The organism is Sphingomonas sp. BLHR8, from assembly GCF_056821725.1.
Map to the genome: position 1 here is coordinate 939,087 of NZ_JBPDIM010000001.1, position 17,506 is coordinate 956,592.

Here is a 17,506-nt window from a genome sequence, read left to right on the forward strand (position 1 = left end):
AATGCTCACCGTGGCCATCGCAGTCACTCTCGCGGCGTGCACGACCACTCCGGCGCAAAGTCCGGGCAATGCGGCAAACGAGGCCATCCCGTTCGACCTGACTTCAGGCCAGGCGAAACTTGCCGCAAGGCTCTATCCCGAGCTGGCCGAGGCGGCCGGGCCAAACGACAATCTGTTCATCTCTCCGCTGTCGCTGAGCGAAGGGCTTGGTCTCGCCCTGTTGGGTGCGCGCGGGCAGGCCGAAACGGAAATGCGTGCGCTGCTGGGATGGGACGCGGCCACTCGGCCGGAACTGCTGGTCAATGCCTACGACGATTTCCTGACCGAGACAGGCGACGACAAAGTATCGCTGTCGGTCGCCAACGCGCTTTGGCTCTCGGACGAGCTGACCTTCGAGGAAGACTATCTGCAGACCGTCCGCGCGGCGTTCGGCGCAACTGCGGACACGGTCGATTTCGGCGGCGCCCCGCAAGGATCGGCGGACCGGATCAATGGCTGGGTTGCGAAGGCAACGCGTGAGCGGATCACCAAGATCGTCGATGCCAGCGGCTTCAACGATCTTACTTCCGCAGTCTTGACGAATGCGGTCTGGTTCAAAGCCGACTGGACCGTGCCCTTTGAGGATGGCTCGTTGAGCGAGTTCACACGCGGGGACGGCTCGAAGGTTGCGGTCCACATGATGGAGCGGCTCGCGCCGCTGCAATATCGCGAGACCCGCGACGGACAAGCGGTGGCATTGCCCTATGGCAAGAGCCAGCGCTTCGTGATGGAAGTCTTTCTGCCGAAGGATGCCCAGACCCTGAGAAGGTGGGAGCAGAACCTTCACGCACTTTCGTTTATGCTTGCCGATCAGGGCAGCGATGCGAAGTTCGATTTGGGCGCTTCAACAGAGCAGACCATTCTGCTGCGTCTGCCGCGCTTCGAAGCGCGCTTCGACGAAAGCGTAAAAGGCGCGCTCATTGCCGCCGGAATGCCCTGCGCCTTCGCAGAAGCATGCGCGAACTTTTCCGGCATGGCCAACGCGCCGCTCAAGATCGACGATGTCGCCCACGCAACCTTCTTGCGGGTCGATGAAGAAGGCACCGAGGCGGCAGCGGCAACGGCTGTGAAGATCGTCGTGGTTGGCGCGCGGTTGGTGCCGGACGTGCCCCGTATGATCGTTGATCGGCCGTTCCTCGTCACCATCCGCGACCGGGCGAGCGGCGCGCTAATCTTCTTCGGTCGCATCGCTGACCCGACCCCGGTGGAGAAGGCGTCATGAACCGTTTCATCCTTTCCGCGAGCGCATTGGCCTTCGCACTGGCGCCGCCCGCCCAAGCGCAGGAGGAAAAGCCGCTTTCCGAAACCTGCCCGAATCTCACCGCCGAAGAGATCGACGGCATCGAGAATTTCAAGGGCGAGTTCGCCGAAACCGCTTGGTATGCCCGCGCCTATTGCGTGAGCGTGGAGGAGGCGCACCGTCGCATCGAAATCCAGCTGCGCGGCTCGATCGGCCCGCGCACCGAACCGGGGCCGCCGCCGCTGCCCGCGGCGCCCGACGATTCCATCGGTAATCTGCAAGGCGTTCTTCGCGAGAAGGAACCGGACACATTTGCCGGGCTGTGGATTCAGCACGAGCCGACCTATGGCGTGGCGGTCGCCTTCACCCGCGACGCGGCGGCGACTTTGGCGAAGTATACCAGCGACCCGCTTTTCCTCCCGATCGAACGGCCCGGGCCAACGGTAATAGAACTGCGAGCGACCCAGGATCGACTGGTGAAAGACCTGTCGCGTCTCGGCATCAGCTGGTTTGGCGCAGGCAGTAACGAGATGACGGGCACAATCAGGATCACTCTTGGCCAGAGCGCCGATCCGATCCGCGAGGCAGCTGCGCGCGGAGAAATCGACCTGCCGGATTACGTCCTGTTCGAGGAGCCGGACCCGTTTCCCATCCCCGCGCCGCCAGTTCCGCCGGGCGACACGCGCATCAAAGGCTTCCCGCAGTTCGCATACCGCACCGATGGTATGCCGCGCACGCTGGCCGGGGTGCCGGACGTTCCCGCGAGACTGACTTTACGCGACGGGTGCCTGTGGCTTCATCCCGAAGGCGAGGAGCCGAAGATTGCGATATGGGAAAAGAGCCAGGCGCTCGACCTCACCGATCCTGAGCGCGTGGCGGTGATGAACCGGTTCTCCGGGGCGAAGGTCTTCGCGAACAGCGATGTCGTGCTGATGGGCCTTCAGCCGGGCGAGGAGATCCCGCCGGCCAAAGCCAACGGCGCAGACGGATGCCCGGGTCCCTATCGCGTCGTGCGCGGGATCACGCCGCGCGAAGTCTGGGACAGTCAGCGCAAACAGTCGGCTCTGGCCGAACGCGAACGCGCGCTCGGCAGCCGGGTAGCGGCGGAAGCCGACTACGCTGCCGATATGGCGCGACTGGCCGAATTACAGGCCTGGCGGGAAAGCAGGATGACGGAACGCGGCGATGTCGTCGCTGCGATCTGGATCGATGAGCATCAGGCGACCGCCCATGTTTTTCACACCGACGCGGTCTCGCTCGATGCCCTCGCACCCGCCGCGCTCCGGCCATTCGTAACGGGGCAAGTAGTGCCGCATGGGGCGAATGCACTGAATGCCGCACGCGACGACATTGCCGCTCAGTTGGCCGCACTCGGTCTCGAGGCTCAGATCACCATCAGCGAGATCGAAGGCTATGTCGGTGTGCGTCCCGAAGATGTGCGCGCAATCTCCGACGCGGCAGTAGCGGGCAGGATCCACTTCCCGGCGTTGGTCCGGCTGGCGATGGATAACCAGTCGGCCATTTACTGGCAGGATATTCCGATCCGCCGCGACCCGGAAGCGGTTTGGTATCCGCTGGAAGCGCACCCAGACTTCTCGGCCATCCGTGCGCTAGTCGAGCAGACGCCGATCATGCGGCCCGAACCGCCACGCCCCGGCGAGACCGACAGCCGCTGGGTCGCAAGCAAGCCCTCCAGAGCCGGATCGCTGCAACAGACGCATTTTCTCGTGGCCTACGGCCAGACGTTGGACCGGATTCAGAACCTTCGACGCGCAGGCTACGACCCGATCGAAGCACTGGAGTCCATGAACGGGCGGGCAACGGTCGAAAAACGCGCGGTGCTCGCCACCGATATCGTGATCGCCGAGCCGGTGGGGATCGAGATGTTCCACAACGGGCCTGACGGCTTCACATCCACGGTTCGCTGGCGAATAGTCGAAACCTTGTCGGGCGCCGCTACTCCCGGCAGCGAGCTGCGCCAGCGGCTCGCCTCGGGCGAGCGCCTGAACGAGGCGGGGGAGCGCGTTTACGGGCAGGCGATGGACGAGCCGGTGTTGCTGCCCGGTCTGCCCAACTCGCTCGAGCCGGGCTCGCGCTGGGTGCTGCATCTAAATGACGCCCTCTATCGGCACTCGGCCTATGTCCAGGGCGGAGAGGGCGTCGCGCGCACCGAAGGACGCTGGTTCGTCTCGATACCCTGGATGCCGCCCTCGCGCATCGACGAGGATGGCATCGTGCGTCCGGTCTCTCTCCATCCGGAACCGATCGCGCTCGACGAACTGCGCGAACGATTGGCGCCCATCGCGCGTGCGTTGCGGATCGAGGAGGGTGAACGAAATGATTAGACCAGTCCTGATCGCGTTCCTCATCGCCGTGTGCGCGGTGCCCGAGGCCGTAAACGCCTGCACGTATAGCCAACGCCCTGAACCCGTCGGTCATGCCAGCGGCCAGTATTTCGCGAATGAAATGCTGGACGCGGCAACCTACGCCGATCTGGTGCTAGTGGAGGATGACGGCACCAGAGGCGGTGACGCGCGTCCGACCGGCATCATCACCGTACGCACCATCGCGCGGTTCAAGGGCAGGAGCGCCGACCGGTTCACCCTGTTCGGTACGCCATCCGACAAGGAAGGCATCTTCTCCGCGCCCTTGCAACATTTTACCAGCGAGACGGGCCAGGTTACGCCGTTCTCCTTCAGTGAAGAACGGCCCTCGCAATTGTTCCGGGAACCGGTCGCCGAAGGCTCCCCTCCACCTCCCCCTCCGCCCATGACGAGTTGCAGCCCGCCCGGTCTCACCGCCGAGACCGGGCGGTTTTACGTCGTCCTCCGCGATGCCGAGGGCAGGGTTCTCAACCGATTGACCATGAGCGACGGAAGGGCCAGCGCGCCCAATCATCCGGCGTTCGGCTTCGTGCCCGTCGTACTTTCAGATGAGGACTTCTGGCTCTATTCGGTGCGGCTTGCAGCGTATCGCGATACGTCCGACACTACGATCCAGCTCCTTCATTTGCGGCCCGGCAGTTCTCCCGCCGGCGTTGAGAAAGGTCTGCGCGGAGCCGGCGCAACGATCCACGCGGCCTATTATGCGCGCGGCAATTTCGTTGAAGAAGTTCGTCCGGCACCGCACGAGCAGGAGCGCCCCTGGCTAGAGAAAGCGAGCACCTATCTCGATTCCAGCCGGCGGGGACGCATTGGCGATCCGCATCATGGCGCGGCTGAATTCCTGCGCGGAAAGCTCGGCCCGGACAGTGTCTATGGCACCGGCCTTGGCTACCAGGTGGCCCAAGCGTTCACCCGATCCGTGCGCGAGGTGCAGCAAGCGACGGCCGCTCCTCGCTTGGTCGCCGTCGAAGTCGCAGGGGATCCCAGCGCATTCGCTGGCTTACCTTTCGTCGATCGGACCGGGCCACTCGATCGCGCGGTGGATCGCCTGCCGCAAGTCAACGGCGCGGACGAAGCCGCCACTTTTGCCATTATGCAGCGGATCGAACGCGACATTTGGCTGCTCAATGGCGGGAATGGCAACTGTCAGGGCACGTTGCCGTGAAGATCTACCTGACCGCCTTGGCCGCGTGCTTGCTCACAGGCTGCGGCGAACCCACCGATATCGTCGTGCCTGAACCGATAGACCACTTGTCCGGGCGCATCTCCTACGATGGGTTTGGGTTCCGATTTCCTCGTGGTCTTGAAGTGGAGGGTGCGCTCGAAGAGTGCCCGAGTAGAGCTATCGAATGCCCGCTCGGCGATGACAGCACGCATCTAGTCTGGCGCGCAGGCGACGTGCGGTTCGATTACGTTCTGGATCATTACGGCGGCGTGCCCATGAGCGACGATTGGGGTGAGAAGATAACGATCAATGGCATGCCTGCATTCCGCAAACATCTGCCCGATGGCGCCACGCGCTATCTGATTACCAATCATGCCAAGGGTGCGGAGAGCGCCAGAGTCGCGATCTGGAAGGAAAAAGAAGAACCGATTTTTTGGGGCACGTGCCGCAGCGATGCGGGATGCGAGGCCGTGCTTCAGACCTTGGCGACGGTGGGCATGCGGAGCGCAGCGCAGGATTGCGCGGTGATGTTTCCTCAGCCACCCAAACAGTGGGTGCCACCGCCGGGATACAAGCCCCTCGCAGAGACCCTTCCAACACCGCAAGCGCCCCGACAAGCCCGCGAAGACTTGCGCCCACCTGCTCCGCCACCGCCGCCCGCACCACGTCCGCCGGGTGCCGAAGAAATCTGCAAGGACTACATCAATGCGGCTTAGAGTCTTTGCCCTTCCGATGCTGCTGGCTGCCACGCTGGCCGGTTGCAAGACCAGCGAAGGGCCGACGGTCGGGACGGCCGCGGCCCTGCCCCCGCCTCCGCCCGGCCAGTTCGCTCCGATGACCGACGCGGTGAGAGAGCTCTACGGCGAGTGGCGCCCACTGTCCGGACCAGGCGTATCGGAAATGGATCGCCTGACGATCTGGAGTCCGATGTTTTCGTGGGGCAGCGGATGCAACGTCTCGCAGGGACAGCTGCGCGATCTGGGCGAAAATCGCTTCACCATCGAACACGGGTTTGGCGGGCTTCCCGAAAATTGCCGATCCCTTTCTCCTCTGGCTCCTTTCGATGGCGCAGACGTGGCGATCACAATGCCAGATAGTGAGACATTGCGCGTCGAACGGGGCGGCGAGACATGGCTGTTCGCCAAGGTCGATGTCGCCGGGACTCACCCTAGCGAAGACTTCATTCGCGGCGAATGGTTGCTCGCCGATATGCGCGGGCGCCCCTATCGCGGTGACGAGTTGACCCGCGTGACATTCGGTTCGGAATATCGAGTGGACGCGGCCAATTGCTCGGTCGCAACGAATGCCTGGTTCAGCGACCGCGATTGGGAGGTTCGGGTCGCAGGCTCCTATGTTCGTTTTAGTGACCGGTGCCGCACACGCACCTTGGGCGACCGCCTGGCGAAACTCGGCACAGCGGCATCCTATCGCGCCGAGCCAGTCGAAACGCGTATGACGCTGCAAATCGCTGGCCATCGCGCCACGCTGGTTCCAGCATCCCGCTTTCCTGAACTGGCAGGCGACGCTGAAGCCATACCACCCCATCCGTGGGCGCAGGAACTTGCCCAGGCTGCGGCCAGACTTGAGGGTGAGAAGCGGGATGCGCTCGCCTTGCGTGCCGTGGGGCTGGGCGGCGAAGGATCGCCCGAGGTCGAAACGCCAGCCGATCCGCGCCGTCTAGCGTTTTCGGGGCTGACGGCATGGCAACACGCGCAGGCTCTCGAGGCGGGGCTCTTACCGGCCCCGCTCGATCCGCCTGAAGGCTTGCGCCAGCATCTGGCGTCCGCGCCCATCGTTGCGCTTGCGGCGCTGGAAGGAATTCGGCCTGTCGATCGCGGCGATGGCTTGTCGCTCGATTACCTCTATCGCGTGCGCGAAAGCTGGCGCGGCGGGCAACGGGCGGGAGACCTGTTGATCGTGCGCATGCCGCCACTGGAGGGCAAGAGCCGCTCGCCACTCATCACACCCGCACCGGGGGACGAGGTGCTGCTGCTGGCGAGCAGGAGCGGCTATATCGCCGGTCGTCTTTTCGAGGGAAATCCTCCTTCCGCCGATACGCGGGTTGTGCAGATGACACTGCCGTTGATGCGGATCGTGGAAGGCAAGCTGGCCGAAGCCGTCGATGGCGCGAACGTGCTGGGGGCGGCAGGTTTCGCGGGAACGAGCGTAGATGACGCGCGCGAGCTGGCGCGGTCGGTGGAGGAGGGAATGAAAGCTATCGCGCCTCCGCGCCCGGTGGACAATTTCGGCAACCCCACGGTTCGGCGCTACTTCATCACCAAGATTGGCGAGCGGGAATTGCCGGATCCTACCCGGCTTTGGATAGAATACGTTTTCGGCGCGCCGCGCGGTAACGGTGGCGTGACTGCTTATTTCGACGGCTGCACGCCCGTCAGTCGCCAACTGCACCTGGGCGAAGGTATTTGGGCCGCAAGCGCGGTGGCCTGCCCCGGAAAGCTTCCCAACGGCGCACCGATCACCGAACCTGCGGTGGCCGAAGCCGTTCGCTGGATCGAGGACAACTACTTCCCCGACATCATCTGCGTCAGCACGTGTCCCAAAGATCCGGAATACACCGTGCCGCTTCCCGGTGGTGAAGTGATTATGCGCGCGATGCTGCAATGAGGGCCTGGGTATCCTTACTCGCTGTCATCCTGTGCGCCTGCAATCCCGCGCCCGATAGGACCGCGGGCGCTAACCTTAGCGAGGATATCGACCGTCATATCCGCTCGCTGGAAGATCTCAAAGGTAGCTGGCGGGTGGTCAGCATCGATGGCGAGGCCCTGCCCGAAATGGCGGAGGAACCCTTCATCGCCATCTCAAGCGACGCGATCGGCGGTTCGATCGGTTGCAACGCGTTCGGCGGGCTGGCTCTTCTTTCCGAGGGCCGCATTGCGGCGCATAGCTGGGGCGGTGACGCAATGGGGTGTCCAGGGCGGCTGAACGAGCAGGAGCAAGCCATCTCGGAGCTGTTCCTTGCCAATCCGCAGGTGCTGCTCGAAAATGATCAACTGGAGATCCGTTCATCCGCCCATCGGTTGACGCTGAGGCGGACGCGCCGGGCGAGTGATTCAGGACTATCGCCCGATCCCATGCGCATCCCCGTCGCCGGTCCGGTCTCGCAGAAACTGGCCGACACGCGCTGGACGATCAGCCGCATCGATGGCCAGACGGCAAGCTCGAGTCCCTCCGACAGGCACCTGCCCTTCTCGCAGGACGGATGGCAAGGGCTGGCTTCGTGCGCCACGCTGTTTGGCACCTATGCGATCCAGGGAGACCGTCTGCTGGTCGAAGACGAGATTGGCGCCACCGAGCAGAACTGCACCGGTGAATACCTCGCTCTCGACGACGCATTCGCCGATCTCATGCGCTCCGATCCGCGTTATCTTGTAGGGCCGAACGGAGAACTCCTCATTGCTGGCGGCGGACATGTGCTGATCGGCAATGCGGAGCGATGATGCGTGTTTTTATTTCCTCGGCGATGGCTGGTTTTCTCGCGGCCTGCTCGCAAGTGGATGACACGGCTACGCTGTGCACGTTCGACGAGAATGGGCGAATGATCATGGAAGCAGGCAACCTCACGGCCGCTTGTGAGGAACCGGCAGCGATCCCGATCGGTGCAACGCAGGAGCGCAGCGGTCGTCTCACGATTCAGGAAGCGCATTTGCCGCCGCCATTCTCCGATCTCGACAAGGAATGGCCGCCCCAGCCGGTGACAGACAAGCCGAAGCTGGTCAGGCCTTCCGTGCCGCCCGATCTTTCCTACTACATCCGCGCGTTTCCGCAGGCGGAGGAACCGGCAGGCGACGTTCTCGATCTCGGCAGTCAGCACACTATCGTGTTGCGGGATGGCTGCTTCTTTCTCGACCGGGAGGGCGATAACGATCCGTTGGTCCATTTTCCTTACGGAACTGCGCTGACTATCGACGATGAGGGCTATCTGGCTTTCGGTTCCCGATACGAGCCAGACAGGATGGGAACCGTTCGGGTCGGTCTTTCGGCAGAAACGGGATGGTTCAGCGAACCCTCTGCAGCCTCGCCTGAACTGGCGGCAGCTTGCGGGGACCACAAGGTCGTCAGCGTAACGACGGTCACCGACCCGTTCGCCTGGCCCGAACGCTTCAACCCGGCACTGCGCCGCTACGGCGAACGTAGTGGCGACCGCCCTGCACAGATAATCACGCGGGCCAATGCCTGTGCTGTCCGGCAGGCGCAGCGCGAGGCTGACCGCCGCCTGCGCGACCCAAACCTCGAACCGATCGACTGCAATCGCTTTCGGGGATTTTGAATGCTGAGCACCCAGCAACAATTTCGCGACGCCAGACATAGGCGGAACGGGGCGTACGCAGAAATGGTTGGACCAGCATGAAAGGGATTTTCTGCTCTGTCCTCGCCGTGACGCTTTCCGGCTGCCTCGCACCCCTTGAGACCGAGATCGAAACCGAGCGCGGCGAAACGGCGTCGTCGCTGCCTGTCATTCTGCATGCCCGGTCGGACCTTGCGATGGAGGCGCGCATATCGGGCAAGATCACACGAGCCGGATCGTGCCTTTATCTCGAGCATGCGCCAGGAGAGCGCGCCCTCATCCTATGGGGCGATGACGATGTGCGCGTTGCGCGGCTCGACGACACCGACTGGCTTGTGAACAACTACACCTCGGGGTTGCGGATCCGAGAGGGGGAAACGGTCCGCGGGGGCGGTCGGTTCTATCCGTCCGATGCCGATCTGGCGGAATTGGCAGATGGCGAGATTCCTGCCGATTGCACCGGCCCCGCCGTTCAACTCTATGCCATCGCGAAATTCGATCCTTCGAAACCGGGCGGCATCCCTGATCCGCCACCGCCACCGCCGCCCGCTCCATCGGCTCGGGATACGCTGCTGTCGCAGGCTTTCGACAAGCACTGGGACAACCAGCGGTGGCCGCGACGGACGATCAGGAACGTAGCTGACCCGCGCGAAGCGATGTTCGCCTACATTCTCGAGAACTATGAGGGCCGCAAAGGCGATATGCATAGCCATTTCTGCCTCCGCGCTGCTGAGGACGAGCTGATTGGAAGGCTCTCGCAGCGTTTCGGTCCGCTTTACTCCGAAGCGGATTGCTCATGGAGCGGTCCGGGCGTGGTTCTGACGGCCAACGGCGAAAGCGCCATGTATGTCGATGCGCGGATCGATTGCTCAGGCGATCGGGGTTTCTGCGCGGGTTCGGGAGGCGCAACCTACGGCAACCTCGGTGCCGAGCATGGTGCCTATCGTCTGCGACGCAAGGGCGACGGATGGGAGATCGAGAAGCTGGGGCTGAGCGTGGTGTCGTGAATTAGATGAAGATAGGCATTCTCCTTCCCATCGTCCTGCTGGCAGGATGCCAAGCGGAACCGCCTCCGCCCAAAACCTCCCAGCAAAACACATCGACGGTCGAAGCGCTCTCGGCCTTCGTGCTTGTCCAGGACGTTGGTGGGTGGGAAGGGCCGGCCGTCGGGATCAATGGTTCATTCGCGGTAAAGGACGATTGCCTCGTGTTCGAAACCGGGCAAGTCGCCATGACGCCTATCTTGCCAGCGGCCTCGCGTCTCGAACGCACCAGCGATGGCGGCCTTGCAATCGTCCTGGAATTGGGCGGAGCTCGTGACACGGTCCTTCTTGGCCGCTCGTTTGCGCTGGCGGGCGACGTCATAAGTGCGACCGCCGCTCGCGAACTCTCCAGTCAGGTCATTCCCGATCGCTGCCCGTCCACCGTCCTGAGAACCGCCGGAGTCCGTCAATGATCAAGCCATTGGTCCGCAATCGCCAGAGCCGCACGCTGTTTCTCGCGGCCGAGCCCCGTATTTGGCCTCACGATCTCGCCGGCTGCTCTGGCCCAGGGCGACAATCTCCGAAGCCAGCAACTCTCTCCTCGCGCCGTACCTCACCTCCGGACCCCTCGAATGACGCCAAGGGCGTCGCATGTTGTTTGGGATTTGCGATAACTGCAGCCGAAGCGCAGCAACGCTTGGTATTATCGACTGGGCGGACGAACCCCCCTTCCAATGAGGGCGGTCTCATGTAACTGGCGATCAGCTGGCCACCGCCCCAAAAGCGTACGCGGAGTCCCTAAAAAGGCATCGAACCAATACGTTAGTGGCCGTTTGCGGGCCCTTTCCGGGCTTTTTCGGAAAACCAAATTAGGGAAGTGCCTGTTACAACAGCAGAAATTACCGACAATTGGATGCCTCTTCTGGCACCAAAACTCCTGCGGGAGTGGCGTCAAAAACCTTGAAAAAACCGCAGAATTCTGCCATTTTTGGCTGGATTTTGATGCCGCGTATTTCACGCTGATTCAGGCCGTGCCCCCACAATCAGGGGCGTGGAGCGGGGCATATGCCCCCTCATGCCCCTTTCTGGCGAAAGGTCATGCCTCCAAATGTCACTGACAGCCTTGCAAATCCGAGCTTTTTCGCCCGGTGCTACCGCCTACAAGCGCGCCGATGAGCGCGGCCTCTACCTCGAAATCTTCCCCAAAGGCTCGAAGCTCTGGCGGCTGAAGTATTATGTAGGCGGCAAAGAAAAGAGGATCGCTCTTGGTGCCTGGCCGGAAGTTAGTCTTCAGGCGGCCCGTCTCGAGCGCGACGAACTCAGGCTGCGTATTGCCAAGGGCGAAGACCCTGCTTTGACCCGGAAGAAGAACAAGGCGACGGCCAAAATCAGCGCCGCCAACACGTTCGAGTCAGTTGCCCGCGAGTACATCGAGAACAAGATGGTCGGCGAAGGCCGCGCCGAGGCCACGCTGCTAAAGGCACGCTGGTTCCTCGATCTGCTCAAGCCCGCGATCGGGCACATGCCGATTTCGGATGTCGACCCGCAAATGATGCTCGCCCCGCTGAAAAAGCTGGAGGCGCGCGGCGACCGAGAGACTGCCAAGAAGTGCCGCTCCTTCGCAAGTCGGGTGTTCCGCTATGGCGCAGCGACTGGCCGCTGCACCACGGACCCGACAGCGATCCTCAAAGGCGCACTGCTGACGCCGCAGGCGCGGCACTATGCAGCAATTCTGGAACCGGAAAAGCTGGGCGAGCTGCTTCGCGCCATCGACGCCTTCGAATGCTACCCCATCACCAAGCTTGCGCTGAAGGTCGCCCTGCACATTTTCGTCCGACCGGGCGAGATGCGGTACGGCGAGTGGCAGGAGATCGACTTCGATAAGGCAATCTGGACGATCCCCGCTGGCAAGATGAAGGCGCGGCGCACCCACGCTGTGCCCTTATCACGCCAAGTGCTTGAACTGCTCACAGAGCTGAAGGCGATCACCGGGGGCCAAGGCTACATCTTTCCAGCCTTCCACACCCGGCTGCGCCCGATGAGTGAGCACACCATCAACGCATCGTTCCGGCGCATGGGCTACAGCAAGGACGAGATGACCGCGCACGGGTTCCGCTCAACGGCATCGACCCTCCTCAACGAAAGCGGGCTCTGGCACCCCGATGCCATCGAACGCGCACGGCCCCACGGCGACAGCAATGCCATTCGCGGCACCTACAACCGAGGCCAGTACTGGGATGAGCGGGTCAAAATGGCGCAGTGGTGGAGCGATTATCTGGATGGCCTAAGGGCGCGCGAGGTGCAGCACTAGGTCCGCCAAGGCAACGACGACCTAAGCCAATCAGCATTAGGCGCTTAGGTCGTCGATCTATGCCATTTCTACCGCAGACCAGCCTAGAATTCCGATGGTCCAGTCTGAGATGCGGGGTCCAGCAGCAGGGTGTTAATCGTCCTCTGAGAAGGAGGATGTCACAAGCAATGCCTCGACCACGATTTGGAGCCACAGCGCCTTGACTTGGCTTTCCACCTTGGTGGCGGTCGCAATGGCATGAGTGTCAGTGTCGAAATGGTCTTGGAATTCCTGAGAGACATCCACCCTGTAGCCGCCACCCGCGCCATATCGGTTGTAACAAGTTTGCCATAATGCGCTGGCCTGACTCTGCAGGTGAGGTGCGTACAGCATTCGGCCTGCAAGCGCGACACGAGACAGAAGTTCCTTGCGCCACTCCTGCAACTCCTCGCGCAGGTTCTCAAGAAACTGCGCGACGTCGGCCAGGTGGCCGAATTCGTCATTCAACCCTTCAATCGCCTCATCAATACGCACGAAAATCTCGTTCGTCCGGAGATTGACGTCGCGGCGCACACCTTGGCCGAGGATGTGGGCAGCGTTGAACTGAGGCCAGTCACCGTGCCGACTTACCGATGCTGCGACCGAACTCTGATGCGTGTTCTTCACTTCAGCGACAAGATTTGACGCGGCTGGACGAGTTACCGGTGGCAGCTCGCGGAAACGATTGGCGGCCTTACGCATCGTATCCGCAATGGCCGTGCGTGCTTCACGGGTCTTCGCGACATCGGCGTTGATAACTAGCGTCTCTGCTGCCTCGACGTGACGTTGGATGCGAACCACTTTCGCGGCGCGGATCGCGCCAACGCGTTCGATCAACCAGGTCCAGATCAGCTCTGGCGAATCCTCCTCCACGTGGAAGAAGTTCACCGGTGCCGCTGCGAGACCTTCCGTTGCAAACTGCTGATCAATTTGACCCTCCCTTATCGCGTAACCCTCTTCGGCGGAACTGGGTCGATTCCCCATATCATCGATTATCTTCAGAGCCTCATCGTTGCGCGGTAGCGCAAGGAGGCAGATGCGTTCTTCAGCAATAGCGTCAATGCCAGCATCGACCGTATCTCGCATGATCGACAAGGGCACATTTCCTGGCGCGTCGGAGAATGAGCAACAGAGCACTGTGACCGTGCGCTCGTCCTCGATCCGTTTCATCAGATCTGCGCGCTGGGTCGTACCTTCCACCCCCTTGGTATCGATCACGCTCAACGCGTAAGGTGTCTCGCGCAACACTTCGAGCGGCAGAAGTACGGTGATACGCTCCGGCACCGAAAAATCGGGGTGCTGGCCGTAGTTGATGCGGCTGATGTTTTTCGAAAGCCAGTCCATGCTATCCTCAACATCCTTTGACAGGATGATTTGGGTGCCGGTCCGGCTTTCCAGCTTCATCCGCGCCACAACCTCAGCAATCGCAGCATCGACGTCGCCAACGCGGTCGATGAGCTCCTTAAGGTGGTCGATGGTGGTAGGCTTCTCACCTGCCTTACGTGAGCGCACCGTCACACGGCGAACGTCAGCCATGTTACGGATGACACGGTCCAGCTCACTCGGAAGCCCGCCCTTGCCTGACGCCACGCCATTGACCAGGTCCGAGACCAGCATACGAATGTCGTCCTCGTCCATGCTATCGACCGCGATACCAAAGGCAGGGGCAATCTTGATGGCGACTTCGCAGACGGTCGTGCGACCGCTGCCGGTTGGGAAGACGCTCATCTTCTTCTCACCATCGGGCACCAAAAGGTTTGTAACGAGCGATAGCGCGGTCGTCTTGCCGACGCCGATCTCGCCCATAAACGCTATCCCGTGTTCCGTGTGGCGAATGAAATCGACGTCGCTGAACAAGCGCTTGCGCAAGTTATTCAGCGGGTTCTGCAAGATTGGGTCGAAGTCGTCGCTCTTCTCAAAGGCCTCGAGTGTCTGCAGCGCCTGCTCGGCAGCCCAAATGGCTTCGCGCTCAGGATGCCGAAAATCAGGGCGGCTGAGATGAAACCACTTGCGCGAGAAGAACTCAACTATCGCTTCACCGAGGGGTGTTCCCAAAGCGTCGAGGTAACGCTTTGCCATTTTCGGATCAGCGGATTCTGACGCCTCCAGCCTAGATAAGACACTTGGACTGATCCCAAGGGATGCTGCCAAATCGGCTTGACGAACCTTCGACTCCTCTCGCGCCATCCGCAACAGCGTAGTCGGGATTTGGTCATCCATGCGTCGCACTCCTAACGAATTTGTGAATGACGTCTCCTATATTCCCACCTCCGTGCGAATGCAACCACTGAAAGTGTATTTTTTATGTGAATGTATTCTCTATCGTGATCCAATTGCGTCGGGCACGCCCCTCGTTTCTGTCCCGAACTCCCGAAGCTATAATCTAAGGGGAAAAGGTGCCATGGGCCACCACCACTAGGCTTGCCCTTTTGGTGCCTCCAGCATCTTTGGTGCCTCCAGCATCGCCGGGCGCTAAGCGCCCGGGCGCCCATCCTTCGCCTCGTCGTCGAGCGGCGTCCGCAACACGATCCGGCCATTGATCGGCACGACCTCAAGCTGCAGCGACAGGCCTTTGCGGTCGCGGTGGAACCATGCGGCACCGATCTTGGTCCAGAAGGCTTTCTCGCCGCGATTGCTGACATGCCAGGCAATGAAATCCGGAGCCTTGGGCTCGGGCGCTGTGGCGGGTGCGGGTGCTTGTGAAGTGCGGGCCATGAGATGTTCCTTTCGTGTTGGTGGCTCGTTGCACCAAACAGAAGGGCAGCGCGGCAAAGGGCGCGGGGTCATGTCCAACACGGGTGACTGCCAGGAACCGGCGCGGGCCGGACATTGACCCTCGCCTGCGCGCGGCCAGTGCGGGTGCTCAAAACGAAGCGGCCAGACCGATGGACACCTAGGCTGCCCCCATCCCCCGCTTGCACCACGCTGCGCTCTGCCCCAAACCCTTGTCATGGCAATGGAAGGCACCGCGCGGAAACGCTGGAGCGAGGAGGAGACGGTCCTCGCGCTCCACCTCTATTTCCAGCTGCCGTTCGGGAAGCTGCATTCGGGCAATCCGGAGATCCAGGCGCTGGCCGCTACCATTGACCGTTCGAACAGCTCGGTGGCGATGAAACTATGCAACTTCGCCAGCCTCGATCCCAAGATCACCGAGAGCGGGCGCAAGGGGCTGGAAGGTGCATCGAAGCTCGACCGCGCCACCTATGCCGAGTTCGGGCAGGATTGGTCGGGTCTGGTCGCGCGCGCCGAAGAGATGTGGGCTAGCCAGGTCAACCGCCAAATCGCCGCAGCGCAATTGCCGCCGTCCGCCAGCCATCTCCTCCACGAGAAGTGCAGCGAGTTCAAATTCGAGCCGTGGCAAGGCGAGTCCACGACACAGGCCATCATTAACCAGTGGGTTGGCCAGGAGTTCTTCCGCCGCGCGGTGCTCGCCAATTATGAGGAGGCCTGCTGCATCACCGGCATCGCCGATCCGCGCCTGCTGACCGCCAGCCATATCAAGCCATGGGGCAAGGACACCCAGAACCGCCACAACCCGGCCAACGGCTTGCTTCTATCCGCCACGCTCGACCGCGCCTTCGATCGCGGGCTAATCACCGTGGACCGCGCCCGCCGTATCCATGTCTCGCGGCAGCTGCGCGACAGCCGCAGCCGGGAGACCCGCGACTATTTCCAGCAGTTCGAGAAGGCCACGCTGCGCCCGGCGGCAAGGTTCGATCCGGAACCGGCCTTTCTCGACTGGCACAATGAACACTGCTTTGTAGATCACCGCGCCGCCTGACGTGTCAGGCGGCGCGCTTGGCCAGCCCGCTATCCCTCGACCACATCAGAACAGGGACAGCTGCGCCTCCTCGCCTGCGACGAACATGACGGGCGGACCGGCCATCACAAACTCCCGTCCGGCGTGACGCACCGAAAGCAAGGCGCGAGGGTTCCACCGTGTGGGACAGGCGAGCCATGTCAATACTCGCTCGCGAACATGATGGTCAGCACCCGCCGGGTCACGGCGGGATCGGCAGGGTCCTCGCTTCCGAACCGCAGCTCGCGGTCATAGGCATCGATCTTCCAGAACACGGTCACGGCAACATCAACAGGCCGCGAAGTCGACCAGAGACCTTCCACCCCCCGATAGATCGCCCCGAAGTCGCGTTCGCCATAGGGATCATTGTCGAGCGTGAAGGCATCAAAGGTCTCGACCAGCTCGCGCAGCCGCGACTGATCGGCCTCAGGCAAGGCCCGAATGCCCTCGGTCGCTACCACCAAACTGGCAATCCCCATGGCGCGGCGCGCCAGATCATTGAGCCGCGCAATCCGCTCGGCCCGCGACAGCACCGCGCCGCTCATGATGCAAGGCTCCCACCGCACTCGCACAGACGCACCAGCTCGCCAAAATCCTCGCGCTCCCCCAGCTCGTCCGCCAGCTGATGCACCGCTACCAGCGGCAAGCCGTTGTCATGCGCCAGCATGCCCAGCCAGTCCTCCCGGCACTCGGCCCCGCATGCGCGGTAATTCAAGATCAGATCACCCATGGTCCAAACTCCATCCGGCAAAGCCGCAAGCGTCACGCGGCATGCGGCCCTGCCTTCCGGCGAGGATGGGAGGGGGAGGGAAAACCCCAATCGATGCCCTGGCGCGGGCCAGCGGGCGAAGCCCGCCACACGGGGGCTCGATTGGGGTTTGGGAACGAGAGGGCAAAGCCTTTGGCGTTCCCCTCAAGGGTCGCCGCAGCGCTCCGCACAGACAACGGCGCCCTTGCACGGCGCGAAGCCGCCGGACGCCCTGCGCGCGGACCAAGTGGGCCAGCGGGCGTTCGGCAATGAGAGAGGCCAGAGCGCCTCCGGATTAGCTCAGGAACGCCGCGCCCTCAGGAGCATGGCCACCGGCCATGCGGGACAGAGCGCGTCCGCCAGAAACTCCCGCTCCGCTTGTACACGCTCCTGATCGTCACCCGAATGGGCCGGGACTAAAGGCCCGGTCCGCACCAGCGGATAGAGCAGGTTGCCCGGCAGGGTAGCGCAGAAGAAAATGAATATCTTCTCCACATCAATATCGACCACAAC

The 17,506-nt window shown here is 62.4% G+C and carries 16 protein-coding genes; 11 read left to right on the forward strand and 5 right to left on the reverse strand.

The genetic code is table 11. The features are described from left to right. Window position 1: 1 nt before the first annotated feature. The 10 genes from ACRYJK_RS04640 (at window position 2) to ACRYJK_RS04685 (ending at window position 12,428) form a co-directional block, all read left to right on the forward strand. Window positions 2-1,261, forward strand: coding sequence for a serpin family protein (locus ACRYJK_RS04640; RefSeq protein WP_202390390.1), 1,260 nt, complete (start codon window positions 2-4; stop codon window positions 1,259-1,261). Further along, a complete protein-coding gene (locus tag ACRYJK_RS04645) occupies window positions 1,258-3,624 on the forward strand; it encodes a hypothetical protein (protein ID WP_482666387.1) in 2,367 nt (788 codons plus the stop codon). The genes ACRYJK_RS04640 and ACRYJK_RS04645 overlap by 4 nt, the downstream gene beginning before the upstream one ends. Next, complete coding sequence (locus ACRYJK_RS04650) at window positions 3,617-4,828, forward strand: hypothetical protein (RefSeq protein ID WP_482666388.1); 1,212 nt, start codon at window positions 3,617-3,619, stop codon at window positions 4,826-4,828. Before ACRYJK_RS04645 ends, ACRYJK_RS04650 begins: the two co-directional genes overlap by 8 nt. Then, a complete protein-coding gene (locus ACRYJK_RS04655; protein WP_160611835.1) occupies window positions 4,825-5,544 on the forward strand; it encodes a hypothetical protein in 720 nt (239 codons plus the stop codon). Before ACRYJK_RS04650 ends, ACRYJK_RS04655 begins: the two co-directional genes overlap by 4 nt. After that, window positions 5,534-7,453 (forward strand): hypothetical protein, encoded by a 1,920-nt coding sequence (locus ACRYJK_RS04660; protein ID WP_160611836.1) that lies wholly within the window; start codon window positions 5,534-5,536, stop codon window positions 7,451-7,453. The genes ACRYJK_RS04655 and ACRYJK_RS04660 overlap by 11 nt, the downstream gene beginning before the upstream one ends. Next, the gene (locus tag ACRYJK_RS04665) at window positions 7,450-8,286 is read left to right on the forward strand and encodes an META domain-containing protein (protein ID WP_482666389.1); all 837 of its coding nucleotides are present in this window, start codon (window positions 7,450-7,452) and stop codon (window positions 8,284-8,286) included. The genes ACRYJK_RS04660 and ACRYJK_RS04665 overlap by 4 nt, the downstream gene beginning before the upstream one ends. Beyond that, entirely contained in the window at window positions 8,283-9,116 is an 834-nt protein-coding gene (locus ACRYJK_RS04670; protein ID WP_160611838.1) for a hypothetical protein, read from the forward strand. Before ACRYJK_RS04665 ends, ACRYJK_RS04670 begins: the two co-directional genes overlap by 4 nt. Before the next feature lie 77 nt (window positions 9,117-9,193). After that, a complete protein-coding gene (locus ACRYJK_RS04675; protein ID WP_482666390.1) occupies window positions 9,194-10,141 on the forward strand; it encodes a hypothetical protein in 948 nt (315 codons plus the stop codon). Between the two features lie 5 nt (window positions 10,142-10,146). After that, window positions 10,147-10,590 carry a hypothetical protein gene (locus ACRYJK_RS04680; RefSeq protein WP_482666391.1) on the forward strand — a complete coding sequence of 148 codons (444 nt, stop codon included), beginning with the start codon at window positions 10,147-10,149 and terminating at the stop codon, window positions 10,588-10,590. 635 nt (window positions 10,591-11,225) lie between these two features. Next, window positions 11,226-12,428: a tyrosine-type recombinase/integrase gene (locus ACRYJK_RS04685; RefSeq protein WP_482666392.1), complete on the forward strand. Its 1,203-nt coding sequence runs from the start codon at window positions 11,226-11,228 to the stop codon at window positions 12,426-12,428. Window positions 12,429-12,560: 132 nt separating this feature from the next. On the opposite strand, the gene ACRYJK_RS04690 is transcribed toward ACRYJK_RS04685, so the two are convergent. Together ACRYJK_RS04690 and ACRYJK_RS04695 are read right to left on the reverse strand one after the other, a co-directional pair. Further along, the gene (locus ACRYJK_RS04690; protein WP_482666393.1) at window positions 12,561-14,666 is read right to left on the reverse strand and encodes a helix-turn-helix domain-containing protein; all 2,106 of its coding nucleotides are present in this window, start codon (window positions 14,664-14,666) and stop codon (window positions 12,561-12,563) included. 252 nt (window positions 14,667-14,918) lie between these two features. Further along, window positions 14,919-15,161, reverse strand: a complete 243-nt coding sequence (locus tag ACRYJK_RS04695; protein WP_482666394.1) for a hypothetical protein — start codon at window positions 15,159-15,161, stop codon at window positions 14,919-14,921. Window positions 15,162-15,396: 235 nt separating this feature from the next. On the opposite strand from ACRYJK_RS04695, the gene ACRYJK_RS04700 reads away from it, so the two are divergent. After that, window positions 15,397-16,227, forward strand: coding sequence for an HNH endonuclease (locus tag ACRYJK_RS04700; protein WP_482666395.1), 831 nt, complete (start codon window positions 15,397-15,399; stop codon window positions 16,225-16,227). A 179-nt stretch (window positions 16,228-16,406) separates the two neighbouring features. On the opposite strand, the gene ACRYJK_RS04705 is transcribed toward ACRYJK_RS04700, so the two are convergent. The 3 genes from ACRYJK_RS04705 to ACRYJK_RS04715 all read right to left on the reverse strand — a co-directional run bounded on the left by ACRYJK_RS04705 (window position 16,407) and on the right by ACRYJK_RS04715 (window position 17,503). Further along, on the reverse strand, window positions 16,407-16,790 hold the full coding sequence (locus ACRYJK_RS04705; protein WP_482666396.1) for a DUF3768 domain-containing protein: 384 nt from the start codon (window positions 16,788-16,790) through the stop codon (window positions 16,407-16,409). Continuing rightward, the gene (locus tag ACRYJK_RS04710; protein WP_482666397.1) at window positions 16,787-16,975 is read right to left on the reverse strand and encodes a hypothetical protein; all 189 of its coding nucleotides are present in this window, start codon (window positions 16,973-16,975) and stop codon (window positions 16,787-16,789) included. Before ACRYJK_RS04710 ends, ACRYJK_RS04705 begins: the two co-directional genes overlap by 4 nt. Before the next feature lie 318 nt (window positions 16,976-17,293). Further along, window positions 17,294-17,503 carry a hypothetical protein gene (locus tag ACRYJK_RS04715; protein ID WP_482666398.1) on the reverse strand — a complete coding sequence of 70 codons (210 nt, stop codon included), beginning with the start codon at window positions 17,501-17,503 and terminating at the stop codon, window positions 17,294-17,296. Between the last annotated feature and the right edge of the window lie 3 nt (window positions 17,504-17,506).

What these genes read in the sequence shown, in the direction of transcription:
- ACRYJK_RS04645 (WP_482666387.1), top strand. Translation starts at nt 1,258, where the DNA reads ATGAACCGTTTCATCCTTTCCGCGAGCGCATTGGCCTTCGCACTGGCG.
- ACRYJK_RS04695 (WP_482666394.1), bottom strand. Translation starts at nt 15,161, where the DNA reads ATGGCCCGCACTTCACAAGCACCCGCACCCGCCACAGCGCCCGAGCCC.
- ACRYJK_RS04650 (WP_482666388.1), top strand. Translation starts at nt 3,617, where the DNA reads ATGATTAGACCAGTCCTGATCGCGTTCCTCATCGCCGTGTGCGCGGTG.
- ACRYJK_RS04690 (WP_482666393.1), bottom strand. Translation starts at nt 14,666, where the DNA reads ATGGATGACCAAATCCCGACTACGCTGTTGCGGATGGCGCGAGAGGAG.
- ACRYJK_RS04665 (WP_482666389.1), top strand. Translation starts at nt 7,450, where the DNA reads ATGAGGGCCTGGGTATCCTTACTCGCTGTCATCCTGTGCGCCTGCAAT.
- ACRYJK_RS04700 (WP_482666395.1), top strand. Translation starts at nt 15,397, where the DNA reads ATGGCAATGGAAGGCACCGCGCGGAAACGCTGGAGCGAGGAGGAGACG.
- ACRYJK_RS04660 (WP_160611836.1), top strand. Translation starts at nt 5,534, where the DNA reads ATGCGGCTTAGAGTCTTTGCCCTTCCGATGCTGCTGGCTGCCACGCTG.
- ACRYJK_RS04675 (WP_482666390.1), top strand. Translation starts at nt 9,194, where the DNA reads ATGAAAGGGATTTTCTGCTCTGTCCTCGCCGTGACGCTTTCCGGCTGC.
- ACRYJK_RS04705 (WP_482666396.1), bottom strand. Translation starts at nt 16,790, where the DNA reads ATGAGCGGCGCGGTGCTGTCGCGGGCCGAGCGGATTGCGCGGCTCAAT.
- ACRYJK_RS04680 (WP_482666391.1), top strand. Translation starts at nt 10,147, where the DNA reads ATGAAGATAGGCATTCTCCTTCCCATCGTCCTGCTGGCAGGATGCCAA.
- ACRYJK_RS04710 (WP_482666397.1), bottom strand. Translation starts at nt 16,975, where the DNA reads ATGGGTGATCTGATCTTGAATTACCGCGCATGCGGGGCCGAGTGCCGG.
- ACRYJK_RS04670 (WP_160611838.1), top strand. Translation starts at nt 8,283, where the DNA reads ATGATGCGTGTTTTTATTTCCTCGGCGATGGCTGGTTTTCTCGCGGCC.
- ACRYJK_RS04640 (WP_202390390.1), top strand. Translation starts at nt 2, where the DNA reads ATGCTCACCGTGGCCATCGCAGTCACTCTCGCGGCGTGCACGACCACT.
- ACRYJK_RS04685 (WP_482666392.1), top strand. Translation starts at nt 11,226, where the DNA reads ATGTCACTGACAGCCTTGCAAATCCGAGCTTTTTCGCCCGGTGCTACC.